At 68.0% G+C, this 16,419-nt stretch carries 14 protein-coding genes; 9 read left to right on the top strand and 5 right to left on the bottom strand.

The features are described from left to right. Positions 1–12: 12 nt before the first annotated feature. From Q1L50_RS05520 to pyk, 6 genes are all read left to right on the top strand, one after another. Positions 13–1,137: a diguanylate cyclase gene (locus Q1L50_RS05520; RefSeq protein ID WP_300336548.1), complete on the top strand. Its 1,125-nt coding sequence runs from the start codon at positions 13–15 to the stop codon at positions 1,135–1,137. 70 nt (positions 1,138–1,207) lie between these two features. Then, entirely contained in the window at positions 1,208–3,109 is a 1,902-nt protein-coding gene (locus tag Q1L50_RS05515) for a propionate--CoA ligase (protein ID WP_300336546.1), read from the top strand. Positions 3,110–3,250: 141 nt separating this feature from the next. After that, the gene (locus tag Q1L50_RS05510) at positions 3,251–4,183 is read left to right on the top strand and encodes a transglutaminase family protein (RefSeq protein ID WP_300336544.1); all 933 of its coding nucleotides are present in this window, start codon (positions 3,251–3,253) and stop codon (positions 4,181–4,183) included. Between the two features lie 44 nt (positions 4,184–4,227). Next, positions 4,228–4,704, top strand: a complete 477-nt coding sequence (locus Q1L50_RS05505) for a TerB family tellurite resistance protein (protein ID WP_300336542.1) — start codon at positions 4,228–4,230, stop codon at positions 4,702–4,704. Positions 4,705–4,790: 86 nt separating this feature from the next. Next, positions 4,791–5,015 (top strand): hypothetical protein, encoded by a 225-nt coding sequence (locus Q1L50_RS05500; RefSeq protein ID WP_300336541.1) that lies wholly within the window; start codon positions 4,791–4,793, stop codon positions 5,013–5,015. A 132-nt stretch (positions 5,016–5,147) separates the two neighbouring features. Beyond that, entirely contained in the window at positions 5,148–6,557 is a 1,410-nt protein-coding gene (pyk, locus tag Q1L50_RS05495) for a pyruvate kinase (protein WP_300336540.1), read from the top strand. A gap of 40 nt (positions 6,558–6,597) precedes the next feature. Here the strand turns inward: pyk and menD are convergent, their stop codons facing one another. Genes menD through Q1L50_RS05480 form a run of 3 tightly spaced genes read right to left on the bottom strand, consistent with a single transcriptional unit; the run spans position 6,598 to position 11,173 of the window. Further along, entirely contained in the window at positions 6,598–8,376 is a 1,779-nt protein-coding gene (gene menD, locus Q1L50_RS05490; protein ID WP_300336539.1) for a 2-succinyl-5-enolpyruvyl-6-hydroxy-3-cyclohexene-1-carboxylic-acid synthase, read from the bottom strand. Continuing rightward, positions 8,373–9,791, bottom strand: a complete 1,419-nt coding sequence (locus Q1L50_RS05485; RefSeq protein ID WP_300336537.1) for an isochorismate synthase — start codon at positions 9,789–9,791, stop codon at positions 8,373–8,375. The genes menD and Q1L50_RS05485 overlap by 4 nt, the downstream gene beginning before the upstream one ends. Next, positions 9,788–11,173 carry a fatty acid--CoA ligase family protein gene (locus tag Q1L50_RS05480; protein WP_300336535.1) on the bottom strand — a complete coding sequence of 462 codons (1,386 nt, stop codon included), beginning with the start codon at positions 11,171–11,173 and terminating at the stop codon, positions 9,788–9,790. Before Q1L50_RS05480 ends, Q1L50_RS05485 begins: the two co-directional genes overlap by 4 nt. A 180-nt stretch (positions 11,174–11,353) precedes the next feature. Between Q1L50_RS05480 and Q1L50_RS05475 the strand changes: the two genes are divergently transcribed. The 3 genes from Q1L50_RS05475 (at position 11,354) to Q1L50_RS05465 (ending at position 14,387) form a co-directional block, all read left to right on the top strand. Continuing rightward, complete coding sequence (locus Q1L50_RS05475) at positions 11,354–12,040, top strand: SOS response-associated peptidase (RefSeq protein WP_300336534.1); 687 nt, start codon at positions 11,354–11,356, stop codon at positions 12,038–12,040. Then, positions 12,037–12,393 carry a cupin domain-containing protein gene (locus Q1L50_RS05470; RefSeq protein ID WP_300336532.1) on the top strand — a complete coding sequence of 119 codons (357 nt, stop codon included), beginning with the start codon at positions 12,037–12,039 and terminating at the stop codon, positions 12,391–12,393. The genes Q1L50_RS05475 and Q1L50_RS05470 overlap by 4 nt, the downstream gene beginning before the upstream one ends. 74 nt (positions 12,394–12,467) lie before the next feature. Beyond that, positions 12,468–14,387 (top strand): HDOD domain-containing protein, encoded by a 1,920-nt coding sequence (locus Q1L50_RS05465; protein ID WP_300336530.1) that lies wholly within the window; start codon positions 12,468–12,470, stop codon positions 14,385–14,387. A gap of 42 nt (positions 14,388–14,429) precedes the next feature. Here Q1L50_RS05465 and fghA read toward each other — a convergent pair whose 3' ends face one another. Next, a complete protein-coding gene (gene fghA / locus Q1L50_RS05460; RefSeq protein WP_300336529.1) occupies positions 14,430–15,290 on the bottom strand; it encodes an S-formylglutathione hydrolase in 861 nt (286 codons plus the stop codon). A 6-nt stretch (positions 15,291–15,296) separates the two neighbouring features. Then, positions 15,297–16,409 carry an S-(hydroxymethyl)glutathione dehydrogenase/class III alcohol dehydrogenase gene (locus Q1L50_RS05455; RefSeq protein WP_300336528.1) on the bottom strand — a complete coding sequence of 371 codons (1,113 nt, stop codon included), beginning with the start codon at positions 16,407–16,409 and terminating at the stop codon, positions 15,297–15,299. Between the last annotated feature and the right edge of the window lie 10 nt (positions 16,410–16,419).

Raw genomic sequence — 16,419 nt, 5'->3', positions numbered from 1 at the left:
CCGCAAGACTCGATGGACGACCCGCAGCAACGGCCTCGCATCCTGATTGTCGACCAGTCGCGGATCGTCCGCGCGACGCTGATCAAGCTGATTCGTGAACACTACAGTTTTCGCGAAGAAATCAATGGCGAAGGCGGTTGGCAGGCGCTGGTCATCGACCATTCGATCCAGCTGGTGATCTGCTCGCTGTCGATGTCGCTGCCGGCGCTCGATGGCGACGGCCTGCTGGCTCGGGTACGTTCGTCCAGGCTGGCGCGGCTGCGCCAGATGCCGGTGCTGCTGATCGCCGGCGACAACGAGGAAGCCAAGGAGCGCGCCCGGGCGCTGGGCGCCAGCGACTTCATTGCCAGCGGAATTGGCGCCAGCGAACTGCTCGCCCGCATCGACTCGCTGCTCCGCCTGGCCAAGGCCCAGAACGAACTGAGGGAGAACCCCGAGCGCGACTCGCAGCACCCCGACACCGGACTTCCGACACGCCAGCGGGTCGAAGTGCAGGCGGCGCAGGCGATGTCGCATGCGCTTCGCCACGACAGCCCGGTGAGCATACTGGTGATGGGGTTTGACCGATTCGACGCGCTGCGTGAAGATCTCGGAATCGATCTGGCGAGGGAATTGCACAAGCGTTTCGCCAGCATCATCGCCAACAAGGTGCGCAAGGAAGACAGCCTCGGGCACTATTCCGGCGACAGTCTGGCGGTGGTTTCGCCGGGCACCCCCTACCCGGCGTGCGAGGCCTTCGCCAATCGCCTGCGCGAAGCTTTTGCCGTGGCCAACATCGCGGTACATGGTCAGCGCCTGAATCTTTCGGTCAGCGTCGGGGTAGCGAACATCCCGGTTGATCAGTTAAGCTCCGCAGCTTCCTTGCTCGAATTGGCGGCAGAACGCCTCCAGGCCGCGCAGCACGCTGGTGGCAACCGTGTCGTGGCGTGTGGCAGCAAAGCGTCGACCGAGCTGCCAACGCCGCGCCTGAGCCACGCCATCGACCTGATCAAGGCCGGACACGAGAGCGCGGTCATCCCGCACCTGGTGAAGCTCGGCAAGGAAATACTGCCCTTTCTCGAATTGCTGGAAAGGGAGTTGAAGTTGGGCCTGCCTTTGGCAGAAATCCAAAAACGGACGCTTGACCGGGAGCACTAGAACAAAGACACTCGGCAGGCGTTGTTTCCACTGGTGCAGCTGGTTCACATTTTTTGGAAGAGGGAGTCTCATGACGACAGTTCAAGAGTTTCACAAGAAATCAATCGACAATCCGGACGCCTTCTGGAGCGAAGAGGCCAAACTCATCGACTGGCACAAGCCGTTCACCCAGACACTCGATTTCTCACGCCCGCCTTTCGCCAAGTGGTTCGTCGGCGGCGAAACGAATCTGTGCTACAACGCGGTCGATCGTCACGCGGCCAAGCGCCCGAATGACCGGGCACTGGTCTTCATCTCGACCGAGACCGACCAGGAAGTGGTGTACACCTTCGCCGAGCTGAAGACCGAGGTGATGCGCATGGCGGCGATCATGCAGAGCCTCGGCGTCGTCAAGGGCGACCGCGTCCTGATCTACATGCCGATGGTCGCCGAGGCGGCGTTCGCGATGCTCGCCTGCGCGCGCATCGGCGCCATCCACTCCGTTGTTTTCGGCGGTTTTGCCTCGGGATCGCTGGCCACCCGGATCGACGATGCGACGCCGAAGTTGGTGGTCTCTTCCGATGCCGGCATGCGCGGCGGCAAGGCGGTGCCCTACAAGGGCCTGCTCGACGAGGCGATTTCTCTGGCCGAACACAAACCGGCAAAGGTGCTGATGATCGACCGTGGTCTGGACAAGGGCTTCAACAAGGTTGAAGGTCGCGACGTAGACTACGCCACGCTGCGCGCCCAGTTCATGGACGCCGACGTACCGGTCACCTGGCTGGAGTCCTCCGAGCCGTCCTACATCCTCTATACCTCGGGCACCACCGGCAAGCCGAAGGGCGTGCAGCGTGACACTGGCGGCTACGCCGTCGCCCTGGCGGCGTCGATCAGGAACATCTTCTGCGGCGAGTCGGGCGAGACCTTCTTCGCCACTTCCGACATCGGTTGGGTGGTCGGCCACTCGTACATCGTCTACGGGCCGCTGCTCGCCGGCATGGCGACCATCATGTACGAGGGAACGCCACTGCGCCCCGACCCCGGCATCTGGTGGCAGATCGTCGAGAAGTACAAGGTCAGCGTCATGTTCTCGGCGCCGACTGCCGCGCGGGTCCTCAAGAAGCACGACACCGAATACATGCACAAGTACGACCTGTCGACGCTCAAGCACCTGTTCCTCGCCGGCGAGCCGCTCGATCAGCCGACGCACGAATGGCTGATGGGCGAACTCGGCCTGCCGGTGATCGACAACTACTGGCAGACCGAAAGCGGCTGGCCGATGCTGTCGGCGATGCCCGGGGTCGAGAAGACCGAGATTCGCTTCGGTACACCGAGCTTCCCGGTCTACGGTTACAACCTGAAGATCTTCCGCGAAGACGGCACGATCTGCGACCGGGATGAAAAAGGCATCGTCGGCATCCTGCCACCACTGCCGCCTGGCTGTCTGTCGACCGTCTGGGGCGACGACGAACGCTTTGTGTCGACCTACTTCTCGCTGTTCCGCGAGCCGCAGGTGTACTCGTCGTTCGACTGGGGTATCCAGGACCAGGACGGCTACCACTACATCCTCGGCCGCACTGACGACGTGATCAACGTTGCCGGTCACCGTCTCGGCACGCGCGAGATCGAGGAAGCGATCCAGGGGCATGCGGCGATCGCCGAAGTCGCCGTCGTCGGCGTTGCCGACAAGCTCAAGGGTCAGATGCCGATGGCGTTCGCGGTGGTCAAGAGCGCCGACAGTATCGCCACGCCGGAACTCGTCAAAGCGCTCGAGAAGGCAGTGATGAAGAAGGTCGACGAGAGCCTCGGCGCAATCGCCCGCCCGAGCCGGGTGCACTTCCTGAGCGTCTTGCCGAAGACCCGCTCGGGCAAGCTGCTGCGGCGGACCATCCAGGCGTTGGCCGAAGGCCGCGACCCGGGCGATCTGACGACCATCGAAGATCCGAAAGCTCTCGAGCAGCTGCAGCGCGCGCTGAGCGGCGAGCAGGCGTAGCCGCCGGCAGGCCAATCGATGTGACAGGCCTGTCGCCTTTGCCGGCGACAGGCTTTTTTTTTTCGCCCCTGTTGCTGACTATCCCGGCGCTGGCGAGAAACGCGATCGAACGTCAGCCACCCCTTGACCACCTGGAAACCCATGCCCGTTCACTACGACATCGTCCACACCACCTGCTACCGGTACAGCTCGCCGGTGACTTTCGGCGAACACCGGGTGATGTTCCGCCCGCGCGACAGCCACGACCAGCGGGTTCTGGCGACCGACCTGCAGGTCAGCCCTGAAGCGGTCGTGCGGATGATCCAGGACCCGCACTCCAACTCGGTGGCGCTGGTGACGCCACTCGGCGCGGCCACGGAACTGAAGTTCGTCTGCTCATTCACTATCGAACAGGCGCGCAGCCTTTATCCCGAACTCCAGCTCTCGCCCAGCGCGCTGATTTTTCCCTTTGCTTATTCCGTCGAAGAGCGTTTCGACCTCGAACACTACATGCGCCCGCACCACGACGACCCCGAGGGCGTACTGACCCACTGGGCTCGCCAGTTCATGCGTACCGACGGCCCGACCGGCACACGCGACCTGCTGCTGCACATGAACCAGTTCATTCGTGACCACTTCGGCTATGCGCAGCGCGAACAGGAGGGCACGCAAACGCCATTGCAGACGCTGGGCCTGGGCACCGGCAGCTGCCGCGATTTTGCGCTGCTGATGATGGAGGCCATGCGGCGCCTCGGCGTCGCCACCCGTTTCGTCTCCGGCTACCTGTATGACCAGGCGCTCGATAGCGACCAGGGTAGCAGCGGCCTGAGCGGCCACGCCGGCGGCCGGGAGAGCGGCACCGTTGGCGCCGGAACGACGCACGCCTGGCTGCAGGCCTACCTGCCCGGCGCCGGCTGGGTGACCTTCGACCCGACCAACAACCTGCTCGGCGGCAGCGATCAGCTGATCCGCGTCGGCGTGGCACGCGACCCCAGCCAGGCCTCGCCGATATCCGGCAACTGGTTTGGCGCAGCCAACGCGTACCTGGGAATGACGGCGACGGTGCAGGTGCGGCGCGTGACGCCTGGCGGCTGAGCCGCTGCTAGAATGGCCGCTCGCCAGCCGGAGACAAGCCGCACATGATCGCCAGCATCAAGGAGTTCTTCGAGCAATTCATCGAACCCGGGACCCGGCAGACCGACGCCGCGGGCGAACACGCCCTGCAGATCGCCACCGCCGCCCTGCTGCTGGAAGTAATGCGCATGGATGCGCGCATCGCCGACCAGGAACGGGATGCCGTAGCCGCCGCACTGCGCCAACAGTTCGGGCTGGACGCCACCGAGATCGACCGCTTGCTCGCGCTCGCCGAACACGAGGCACGCCAGGCCAGTGGCTACTACCAGTTCACTTCCTTGATCAACAAGACCTGCGACGCCGCCCAGAAGCTCCGCATCATCGAGAACATGTGGCAGGTCGCTCTCGCCGACGGTCATCTTGACGCGCATGAATCACACCTGATGCGAAAGATCGGCAACCTGCTCCACATCGGCCATGCCGACTACATCGCCGCCAAGCAGCGCGCCCGCGCGGCGACCGGCGTCCCGCCGGCGAGCTAGCCACTCTGGCCGCCCGCCAAGGTCGAAGCGACACCAGCGCCCGCGAGCCCAGGCTGGCTGCCCACCGGTCTGTGAAGGAACCGCCGATGCTCCTGTTCTTCTTCCTGCTGCTGATGCTGGCCATCGCCTGGGGAGTCGCCGACCACTTACAGAGTCTGGCGCACCGGGCACCGCCACCAGCAGCCACGGCAATAACGATCGAGGCGGCAACCCCGCAAGCCCCGGCCGTCACGCCACCGGGCACGCCACCGGTGGCCGACGGCGATGCGGCTGGTGACGCCGGGGGCGACCGCGCCGGCAGCCGTGATTGACTATGGCTGCGACCGCTCCCTATACTGCCGGCCGATTTGTCGATTTCCCTGCCGCACGCGATCGCGGTTGCGCGCCGCGACCGCCGTCCGGCGACACCCTGCCCGGGCGTTGAAGCAATTGAGGAGGACCAGATGCGCCGAACCAAGATCGTGGCCACCATCGGCCCCGCCACCGCCACGCCGGCGACCCTGCGGCAGCTCCTGGAGGCCGGTGTCGACGTCGTGCGGCTCAACGCGGCGCACTCGGACATGGCCACCCACGCCAACAATGCACGGCTGGTCCGCGAAGTGGCCAGTGACCTGGGCCGTAACGTCGGCGTGCTGGTCGATATGCCCGGACCGAAAATCCGCAGCGGTGTCGTGGCGAACGACGAGGTCGAACTCGAGAGCGGCCAGGAGTTCGTCCTGAGCAGCGGCGACGGCATCGGCGATGCACGGCACGTCGCCACGACGCTGCCCGACATGGCGAAGTGGACCCGCCGCGACGACGAGGTCTACCTCGCCGACGGGGCGATCGTGCTGCGCGTTCTGGAGACGCTCGGCAGCGACGTGCGCACCGAAGTCGTGCGCGGCGGTACGCTGCGCTCGCGCAAAGGCATGCACCTGCCGCGCGCCGAAGCGCACGTCGAGCCATTCACCGCTCGCGATGCGCTGGCGCTGGAGATGGCCATCGCCGCCAAGGTCGATTTTCTCGGACTTTCTTTCGTCCGCCGCGCCGAGGATGTCGAGCGCGTGCGCGCGCGGCTCCCCAAGCGCGGGATGCGGCCGGCGCTGGTGCCGAAGATCGAGACCGCCGCCGCGGTCGACAACCTTGCCGGGATCATCGCCGCGGCCGACGCGGTGATGGTTGCCCGCGGCGACCTGGGGATCCAGATGCCGGCACGGCGGGTGCCGCTACTCCAGAAGGAAATCATTCGCGCCTGCAACCTGGCCGGAATACCGGTGATCACCGCGACGCAGATGCTCGAGTCGATGACCCGCTCGCCGTTGCCGACCCGCGCCGAGGTGAACGATGTGGCCAACGCTGTGCTCGACGGCACCGACGCCCTGATGCTCTCGGAAGAGACCGCGGTTGGCCTGTTCCCGAGCGCAACCGTGCGGATGATGAGCGAAGTCGCCGAAGCGGCCGAGGGCTGGCCGCACGACCGCGTCCATCCGGCGGCGATCGCCGGCGCCGACGCCGACCGGGTGGCGTGGGCGGTGGCGCACGCTGCGGTGCAGGCGGCAGAGGATCTCCGCGTCGCCGCGATCCTGTGCCCGACGCGCAGCGGCAAGACGGCGCATCGAGTCGCCGCTTTCCGGCCGACGGTCCCGATCGCCGGCATCTCGACCTCGCCGCAGGTCCTCGGCAGCCTGGCGCTGGTATGGGGCGTGCTGCCACTGCTGGTCCCGGAAAACCGCGAGGAAGAACCCCTGCGACTGGCGCTGGCGGCTGCGCGCAAGGCCGGCATCGTCCGCGACGGCGATCTGGTGGCGGTTGTTTTCGGGGCCACCGGGCCGCGTACCGGCAGCACCGACTGCGTGCGCATCGTCCGGGCCTGACGCCGCCAACGCGCACGACCTGCCCGGCGGCGACCGGTCGCTAACTGCCAGCGGCCGCGACCCCCTGCCAGTAAGCCCGGTGCGCGGCGATGCTCGCGTGGCGATCGATCACCACTTCGAGCAACGTCGCGCCGCCTCGCTGCAGCGCACGATCGAGGCCCGACCGGAATTCCGCCAGCGACGACAGCCGCTCGCCGGCAACGCCAAAGCTCTGCGCCGCGGCGACCAGGTCGACCGGCTGCGGCGTCAGCCAGGCGATGTCGAACTCCGGCAAGGCGGCGACCGGCAGGTACTCGAAAATGCCACCGCCGCCGTTGTTGATCACCACCACAACGATCTCGCGGCCGCCGGCAGCGGCCAGCGCCGTCAGGTCATGCTGGGCCGTCAGGTCGCCGACCAGCGCCACGCAGGGGCCGTCGCTGGCAATACCCAGCGCGGTCGACAGATTGCCGTCGATACCGCTGGCGCCACGATTGCCGAAGATGCGCAACGGCTGGTCGCTGCTGCCGGAAAAGGCGTCGAGGTCACGGATCGCCAACGAGTTGCCGCAGAACAGGCGATGACCGGCTGGCAGGCGTTCGAGCAGGGCCGGGATCAGCGCGCCTTCGAAGTTCTCCTGCCGCCGGCAGCTCCCGGCGACCCTCCCGGCGTGCGCTTCCGCGCGCGCGAACGACGCTCGCCAGGCACCCGGCGCGCGCTCGCCGCCGCCAGCCAGCAAGGCCTCGCAGACCAGGACCGGATCAGCTTGCAGCAGGGTCGTGGCGAGGTGCAGCGGGTCTGGCCAGCGGCCGTCCGGACTGACCAGGATCTGCGCTGCCGGCGCTGCCGCGCGCAGCCAGTCCTGCAGCGCACGGGTGACCGGAAAAGCGCCGAAGCGCAGCAGCCACGCCGGCCGCGCGGTCGCCAGCACCGCTGGCTGGCGCAGGAAAGCCTCGTAGCGCACGCACAGCCGGCTGCGGTCGTGCGCGCCGAAACGCAGGTTGGACAGCGGTTCGGCGAGAATCGGGCAGTCCAGCCGCTCGGCCAGCGCGCTCACCGCGTCGGCGAATCCTGGCGGATAGGCGGCACCGCCACAGACGATCACCCCCGGTCGGCCGCTGACCCTGGCCAGCGTGCTCGCGATCTGCCGCGGGTCGGGAAGCAGGCGCGGCGCAGCCAGATCGACCACTGGCTCGCCGGTCGCGGCGCACGCCGCCGGAAGTGCGTCGCCGACAGACAACAAGGGCTCGCGAAAAGCCAGGTTGAGATGCACCGGACCGGCCAGTGGCCAGCCGCTCTCGGCCATTGCGCGGGCCGCCAGACGCTGCAGGTAAGCGGCCGGGAATTCGCTGCCAGGCGCCGCTGGCGCGTGAAAGGCGCGCACGTGGCTGCCGAACAGGCGCTGCTGGTCGATGGTCTGGTTGGCGCCCCAGCCGAGCAGCTCGGGCGGCCGATCGGCTGACAGCAGGAGCAGCGGAACCGCGCCGAGATCGGCCTCGATGACCGCCGGAAACCAGTTGGCCGGCGCCGATCCCGAGGTGCACAGAAGCGCCACCGGGCGAGCGCTGGCCCTGGCGATGCCCAAAGCGAAAAAGGCGGCGCTGCGCTCGTCGAGAATCACCTGGCAGCGGATCGCCGGCTGCCGCAGGAAGGCCAGCGCCAGGGGACTCGAACGGGAACCTGGCGAGAGCACCAGGTCCCTGAGGCCGGCGGCGGCCAGCGCATCGACCAGCACCTGCGACCAGCGCAGATTGAGCTCCCCGAGGTCGTCGGCGGTGGCGCCGGAAGCGACTTCGGAAGCTGCCCCGGGAGAGGTGGAACTTGCGTCGGGACGCTTCATGCGGCACCGCTCCGGGGTGTCTGGCGAGACGCGACGCGGCGCGGCCGGCGCAGCTCTGCGCTGATCACCGACAGTTTCGCTTCGGTTTCGGCGAGTTCCTGCGTCGGGTCCGATCCGGCAACGATCCCGGCACCGGCGAACAGCTCGGCGGCACGGCCCTTGATCCGCGCGCAGCGCAGCGCGACGACCACCTCGCCGTCACCGTCACGGTCGATCCAGCCGACGCCGCCGGTGTACCAGGCGCCACGGCGGTCGCCATGGCGCCGTAACCACTGCCGGGCAGCGCTGCCGGGCGAGCCGCCGACGGCGGGTGTCGGGTGCAGGCCGGCGACCAGATCGAACAGGCCGACCCCAGCCCGCAGCCGGCCGGTGATCCGCGTGCGCAGGTGCTGCAATTCGCCAAGCTGCATGATCTCGGCCGCCTGCGGCGGATTCAGCTCGGCGCACACCGGCTCCAGGGCAGCGCGCACCGCGTCAACCACCAGTTGCTGCTCACGGCTGTTCTTCTCGTGCTGCAAGGCCAGTGAGACCGGCTGCCCGGGCAGCGGGTCGGCCAGCAGCCAGGCGGTGCCGGCCAGTGCATCGGCGTGCACCATCCCGTCGCGCAGCGACACCAGCCGCTCGGGTGTGGCGCCGACGAAACACTGGCCATGCTGGCCAACGCTGTAGGTGGTGCACTCGCGATGGCGATCGGCCAGCGCCGCCAGCAGGGGCGCCAGGGCGATCGGCGTCTCGCTGTCGAAGCGCACGCTGCGCGCGAGAACCAGCTTGTCGACGGTGCCGCGCGCGATCTCGGCCAGCGCTGCGCGGGCGCGCGCCAGGAAAGCGCGATCGGCCAGCGGCTCGCTCTGGCGCAGCCAGACGCCCGCGGTCACCGCCCGGTCGGGTGCTGGCGCGGCGGCCCGCAACTCGGCCAGCCAGCGCGCGATGGCGCTCTCACCTTCGCGCACCGCGCAAGTGAAGCTGGCGCTGCAGCGCCCGGCGCGGCTGTGCAGGAGGATGGCAGGGACCAGCAGGCGGGCGTTGGGCAGCTCGTCACGGCTCTCTTCGTCGAAGGCAAAGCCGATGTGCGCCGCCGGAACGACGCCGGTCTGCTGGTCGTCGTCGTGCAGCCAGACCGCTGCCAGGCCCGTGAAAGCTGCCTGCAGCGCGGCGAAGCGCGCCGGCCCCGCGGTCGCAAAGCTCATCGCGCTGCCGAGTGCCAGGCGATAGTCGCCGGCCCCGCCGGCCGCTGGTCGCGCCCACCAGTTGACCTGGCTTCGCGCCAGATCGACGTTCAACCATTGCGCATCGCCCGCGCCAAGGTCGAGCGTGATGCTCAGCAGGCCGTTCGCTGGCGCTCCGGGCAGCCGCGCACGCAGCCGACGGCGCAGCAACGCGAGCTGCGCGGCGCCGAGCAGCCGTGCGAAGTTCATGCTCCTCCCCGCTGCTGGAGCAGTTCGCGCAGGGTCTGCCTGGCCAGCTTGCCGATCGCGTTGCGCGGCAGCGCTTCGACCCGCAGCACGCGCCGCGGCCGCTTGGCAGCCACCAGATGGCGCCGGCACCAGTCGTGCAGCGTACGGATCTCGGCCCGACCGACGACCAGCGCGACCAGCACGTCGCCCCACACCGGGTCGGGCGCCGCGGTGACCGCCACGTCGCTGACGCCAGGACAAGCCGCCAGGCAGCTCTCGACCTCGAGCGGGTGAAGCGTGACGCCGCCACTGATCAGCAGATCATCGGCGCGACCGATGATCGTCACCTGCCCGCGCTCGTCGAGCAGGCCGAGGTCGCCGGTCCGCAGCCAGCCATCGTCGAGTCCGTGGCCGCGCTGCCCCTCGGGGTTCAGATAACCGTCCATCACCTGCTCGCCACGCAGGCACAGGCGACCGTCGGCAGCGACCCGTGCCTGCAGCCCCGGCAGCAAGGTGCCGACCTGTCCGACCTGCCAGTCGCTGCCGGGCTGCACCAGCGTCGCCGCCTGCGCGGCGGTCTCGCTCATCCCCCAGCTCGGGCGGATCGGCCAACCGCTGGCCAGCGCACGTTCGCACAGCGGTCGCGACAGCGCCGCGCCGCCGATCAGGGCATGGCGCAGGCTGGGCGGTGGGTGCGCGCCGTCAGCCACGTCGAGCAGGCGCGCGAGCATCGCCGGAACCAGCGACAGGTGACTGACACGGAGGCGGTGCAGATCGTCCCAAACGGCCGCGGCCGCAAAACCCTCGTGCAAGCGCATGCTGGCGCCGGCACGCAGGCAGCGATAAAGAATCGAGATGCCGCCGATGTGATGCAGCGGCAGGCAAGCCAGCCAGACGTCACCAGCGGCCAGCGGCAGGCGCTGGTTCGACGCGGCTGCCGCGGCAGCGAGATTGCCCCGGGTCAGCTGGACGACCTTTGGCGCGCCTTCGCTGCCGCTGGTGGCGATCAGCAACGCCACCTCGCCTGCGTTGCCGGCAGGCGCTGGCGGCGCGGCGCCGGCACTGAAATCACCTGGCCAGCGCAGCGGCGCGAAGCGCTGCAAGCGACCACCCGCCAGCGTCTGCAGAGCCGGCCAGGCGGCATCGGCGGTCAGCGGGTCGAGGGGCAACAGCGCCGCACTCGCCGCCGCACAGGCCAGTGCCGCCAGCGCCAGCTCGCTGGCACTTCCGGCTATCGCCACGATGTCGCCGGGCTGCACCGCCTGGCGGCGCAGAAAGCGGCCACCCGCGTCGGCCAGCGAAGCCAGTTCGCCGTATCGCCAGTTGCCGTGCGGGCCGAGCAAGGCCGGCGCCGCCGGATGCCGGCGAGCGCCGTCGGCCAGCCAATGGGCGAGAGGACTCATCGGCCCCTGAGCGTGCTTGTGTTCATCGGCCGCAGATTATACGCAGCGACCCGGCAAGCGCCTTTGCTGCCGATCAAGAAAACGCCGCCGCGTGTCTGCGTCGGTCCGCATCGGCCGGCACCGGGTCGTTGGCGACGCTTCCCAGGCCCGTTCGAGCCGATCCAGCGTTACACTTCGCCGATGTGTGGACGCTATGCTCTGGAAGCTCCCAGCTCGCGTTTGTCCTGGCGCTTCGGCCTCGACGAATGCGCCGCCGTCGTCGCCCGCTACAACATCGCGCCGGCGACCGACATTCCCGTGATCCGCCAGTCGCCGGCCGGCCAGCGCGTTTTGCACCTGCTGCGCTGGGGGCTGCTGCCGCATTGGGCGAAAGACCCGGCGATCGCCAGCCGGCTGATCAACGCGCGTGGCGAATCGCTGGCTGAAAAGCCCGCGTTCCGCGACGCCTTCCAGCGCCGCCGCTGCCTGATTCCGGCCAGCGGCTTCTACGAATGGCAGGCGATCGCCGGAACGGCCGCGGCAGCGCGCAAGCAACCCTGGTACATCTCGCTGTCGTCGGGCGAAACGATGGCCTTCGGCGGCCTCTGGGAGTCGTGGACGGCGCCTGGCGGAGACGTCGTTCGCAGCTGCTGCATCGTCACCACCGCCGCCAATGGCCTGCTGCGCGCCGTCCACGAGCGGATGCCGCTGATCCTCGCGGCCGAGCACTGGCAGGACTGGCTGGCTGCCGGCGTCGACCGGGCCGGGGCGCTGATCCAGCCGTATCCCGAGGCCGGGATGCAGCGCTGGCCGGTGAGCAGCCGGGTCGGCAAGGCCAGCGAGGACGATCCGGCGCTGATCGTCTCCATCAGCAGCGAACCGCAATGAGAACGCGCTACCGCGAGATCGCCGCCTACACCACCCGCGACAGCTCCGAAATCCGCGAGCTGATGCACCCCGGCGTCCATGGCAACCGCCAGCAGAGCCTGGCCGAGGCGATCATCCAGCCCGGCCAGCAGACGCTTCTGCATCGCCACCGGATCAGCGAGGAGCTGTACCACGTGACCCGCGGCACCGGCCTGATGACGCTGGCCGGCGAGACGCTGGAAATCGCCGTTGGCGACACCGTCCTGATCCCGCCGGGGACGGCGCATGGCGTCACCGCCACTGGCAGCGAGGCGCTGCACCTGCTCTGCTGCTGCAGTCCGGCCTACGACCACGGCGATACCGAGCTGCTGTAGGGCCTTGGCGATCGGACCGCAGCGGCCCGGGTTTTGTAGCATAATCGGCCGCTTATGCTCGACTTGAAACTTCCTTGATCCCCTTCGTCGACCACGACCGCTACCATGCGATGAAGGCGACCGGCAAGCTGCCGTCGCCGAAGGGCGTTGCCTTTTCGATCATCAAACTCCTGCAGCGCGACGACTTCCGGGTCTCCGAACTGGTGCGGCTGGTCCAGTCCGACCCGGCGATTGCCGGACGCCTGCTCAAGTTCGCCAACGCCGCCGCCTTTGGCCGGACCAGGCCGATCGTCTCGCTGCAGCGGGCGATCGTCGCCCTCGGATCGTTCAAGGTGCGCGACCTGGTGATCGGCCTGTCGGTGATGCACAGCAACAAGAGCGGTCAGTGCGCGGCTTTCGATTACGGAGCATTCTGGGGACATTCGCTGGCCACCGGCATTGCTTGCCAGGAACTCGCTCATTTCGCGCAGATTTCGACTGAAGACATCTTCACCATCGGCTTGCTGAGCCGCGTCGGCGAGCTGGCGATGGCCTCGCTGTACCCCGACGAATACGCCGGCGTGCTGATCAGGGTGCAGGAAACGCGACAGGATCTGGTCGATCTCGAACGCCAGCGCTTCGCCATGGACCACCGCCAGCTCGGCGCGACGATGCTCGCCGAATGGGGCTTGCCCGAGATGCTGATTCAGGCCGCCTACCACCATGAGCAACCCGACGTCGCCGGTTTTCCGGATGGCTCGCGCTTGCAGACGCTTACCCAGTCGCTGAACTTCGCCCGCTCGCTCGCCGAGGTCTGCATGGCCGACGAAGAGTCGCGCTGGAGCCTGCTGCCAGCCCTGCTGACCCGGGCGGCTCGCCTGGGGATCAGCGGTGACGCGCTGAACGACATCGTCGACCGGATGGCCCGCCGCTGGCGCGAGTGGGGTGCGCTGCTGCAGGTCCGAACACAGGAGATACCCCCTTTCGCCGAGATTCTGGCGGCCAGCCCGCCCAGCCTGCGGGTCAGCGCGGCCAGTCCCGAACAAAGCGGCAAGGGCGGCGCGCCGCGCCTGCAGGTGCAGCTCCTCGGCATTCCCCCGGCCGAGCTGCCGGTGCTGATAAAGCAGATCGAAAGCCTGGGGCACCAGCCGATGCTGATGGAAAGCAGCGTCGAAGGACTCCAGCAGACGCTCCGCCAGCCGGCGCAGATCGTCATCGCCGACATGGCCATGCCCGGACTGCAACCGGCGGTCTTCTGCCGCCGCCTGCGCCAGACCGCGGCCGGCAAGGAGAGCTATGCGCTGCTCCTGGCTTCACCGGAAAGCGAACGGCACATCCTGGAGGCGATCGATGCCGGCGCCGACGACGTTCTGGTCAAGCCGCTGACCATGCAGACGCTGCGCGTGCGCCTCAATACGGCGAGCCGCATGCTGCTGCTGCGCGAAGAGATTCAGCGCGAGCGCCGCGGCATCATGCGCTCGACCGACGAGTTTGCGGTGGCCCATAAGCGCCTGCTGCAGGACGCTCTGACAGACACCCTGACGCAACTCCCGAACCGCCGTCACGGCCTCGATTTCCTGGCCTCCGAATGGGCCTTTGCGCAGTCCAACGGACTGCCGATGGCCTGCCTGCTGCTCGATATCGACCACTTCAAGCGGATCAACGACACCTACGGCCATGCCGCCGGCGACGCCGTCCTGCGGCAGCTCTCGGATCTGCTCAAGCGCACCTCGCGCGGCGAGGATCTGGTCTTCCGCTATGGCGGCGAGGAATTCGCGGCGGTCCTGCCCAACGCCAGTGCGCGCATCGCGGCGCAGATCGCCGAACGGATCCGGGCGCTGGTCGAGAAATACGACTTCCTGTGGACGCGGCAATCGCTGCCGCTCACCGTCAGCATCGGCGTCGCCCACCTCGGGACAGCGGTAAAGGACAGCCAGGCGCTGATCCAGGCCGCCGATGCGGCGCTTTACCAGGCCAAGAACGGCGGCCGCAACCGCGTCGTCGTCGCCGCCTGAGCACCGCTGCCGCCGGCCAGGCACCGTTCGGGGCAGTGCGCGTCAGGGCAGCAGCGCTGCGGCGTGATGGCGCAGGTGATCGTCGATGAAGCTGGCGATGAAGAAGTAGCTGTGGTCGTAGCCCGCCTGCAAGCGCAGCGTGAGCGGGTGGCCAGCGGCAGCACACGCCTGCCGCAGCGTCTCCGGCTGCAGTTGCTCGGCCAGGAAGCCGTCAGCCAGGCCCTGATCAACCAGCAAGGGCAGACGCTCGCCGACGCCGGCGGCGATCAGCTCGCAGGCATCCCACGCTTTCCAGGCGCTACGGTCGGCGCCGAGGTAACGCGAGAAGGCCTTCTCTCCCCAGGGACTGGCGAGCGCGTGGCTGATTGGCGCAAAGGCCGACAGCGAGCGGTAGCGACCGGGGTTGCGCAGCGCACAGACCAGCGCGCCGTGGCCGCCCATCGAATGGCCACTGAGGCCACGGCGGGTGTTGACCGGCAGACTCGCTTCGATCAACTCCGGCAGCTCGAAGACCACGTAGTCGTGCATCCGGTAATGCTCGGCCCATGGTTGCTGCGTGGCGTTCACATAAAAACCCGCGCCGTGTCCGAAATCCCACGCGCCGTCGGGGTCACCCGGCACCTGCGCGCCACGCGGGCTGGTATCGGGAGCGACGATGGCGATTCCCAGTTCGGCGGCGACGCGCAGCGCACCGGCCTTCTGCATGAAGTTCTCGTCGCTGCAGGTAAGCCCGGACAGCCAGTACAGCGCCGGCACTCGCGCATCGGCGGCCTGCGGCGGCAGATAGACGGCGAACACCATCTCGCAACGCAGGGTCGCCGAATAATGACGGTAGCGCCTGTGCCAGCCACCGAAACAGCGGTTGGCGGCGATCTCCTCGATGGGCACTGCCTTTCGGGTCATCACCGCTCAGAAGTGGATCACCGAGCGAATGCTCTTGCCTTGGTGCATCAGCTCGAAAGCGTGATTGATCTCCGCCAGCGGCAGGCGGTGGGTGATGAAGGTGTCCAGCGGAATCTCGCCGCTTTGTGCGCGCTCCACGTAGCCCGGCAATTCCGTCCGCCCGCGAACACCGCCGAACGCCGAACCGCGCCAAACACGGCCGGTCACCAGCTGGAACGGTCGGGTCGAGATCTCTTCGCCGGCGCCCGCGACGCCGATGATCACCGATTCGCCCCAGCCCTTGTGGCAGCACTCGAGCGCCGCGCGCATGACGTTTACGTTGCCGATGCACTCGAACGAATAGTCCACCCCGCCATCGGTCAGATCGACGATCACTTCCTGGATCGGGAGGTCGAAGTCGGCCGGATTGACGCAGTCGGTCGCGCCGAGTTGCCTGGCGATGGCAAACTTGCCCGGATTGGTGTCCACCGCAATGATCCGTGCAGCCTTGGCCAGCACCGCGCCGATCACCACCGACAGACCGATGCCGCCGAGGCCAAATACCGCCACCGTCGCCCCGGCTTCGACCTTGGCGGTGTTGACCACCGCGCCGATGCCCGTCGTCACGCCGCAACCCAAAAGGCAGACCTTCTCCAGCGGTGCATCCCTGGCGATTCTGGCCAGCGAGATTTCCGGCAGCACGGTGTACTCGGAAAAGGTCGAGGTGCCCATGTAATGAAAGATCGATTGCCCCTTGTGCGAGAAGCGGCTGCTGCCATCGGGCATCAGGCCCTTGCCCTGGGTGGCGCGAATCGCCTGACAAAGATTGGTCTTGCCCGACTTGCAGAACTTGCACTGCCGGCACTCGGGCGTGTACAGCGGGATCACGTGGTCACCGACGGCAACCGAAGTCACCCCGGGACCGAGCGCCTCGACGATGCCACCACCCTCGTGGCCGAGAATACTTGGAAAAATCCCTTCCGGGTCGGCACCCGAGAGCGTGAAGGCATCGGTATGGCAAACACCGGTGGCGACGATGCGCACCAGCACCTCGCCCTGGCGTGGCGCCGCGACGTCGACCTCGGTGACTTCCAGAGGCTGCCCTGCAGCCCAGGCCACGGCAGCGCGTGCTTTGATCATGGCGAAACCT

It is taken from the genome of Accumulibacter sp., from assembly GCF_029255145.1.
Taxonomy (GTDB): Bacteria; Pseudomonadota; Gammaproteobacteria; order Burkholderiales; family Rhodocyclaceae; genus Accumulibacter.
This window is presented reverse-complemented; position numbering and strand designations above follow the sequence as displayed.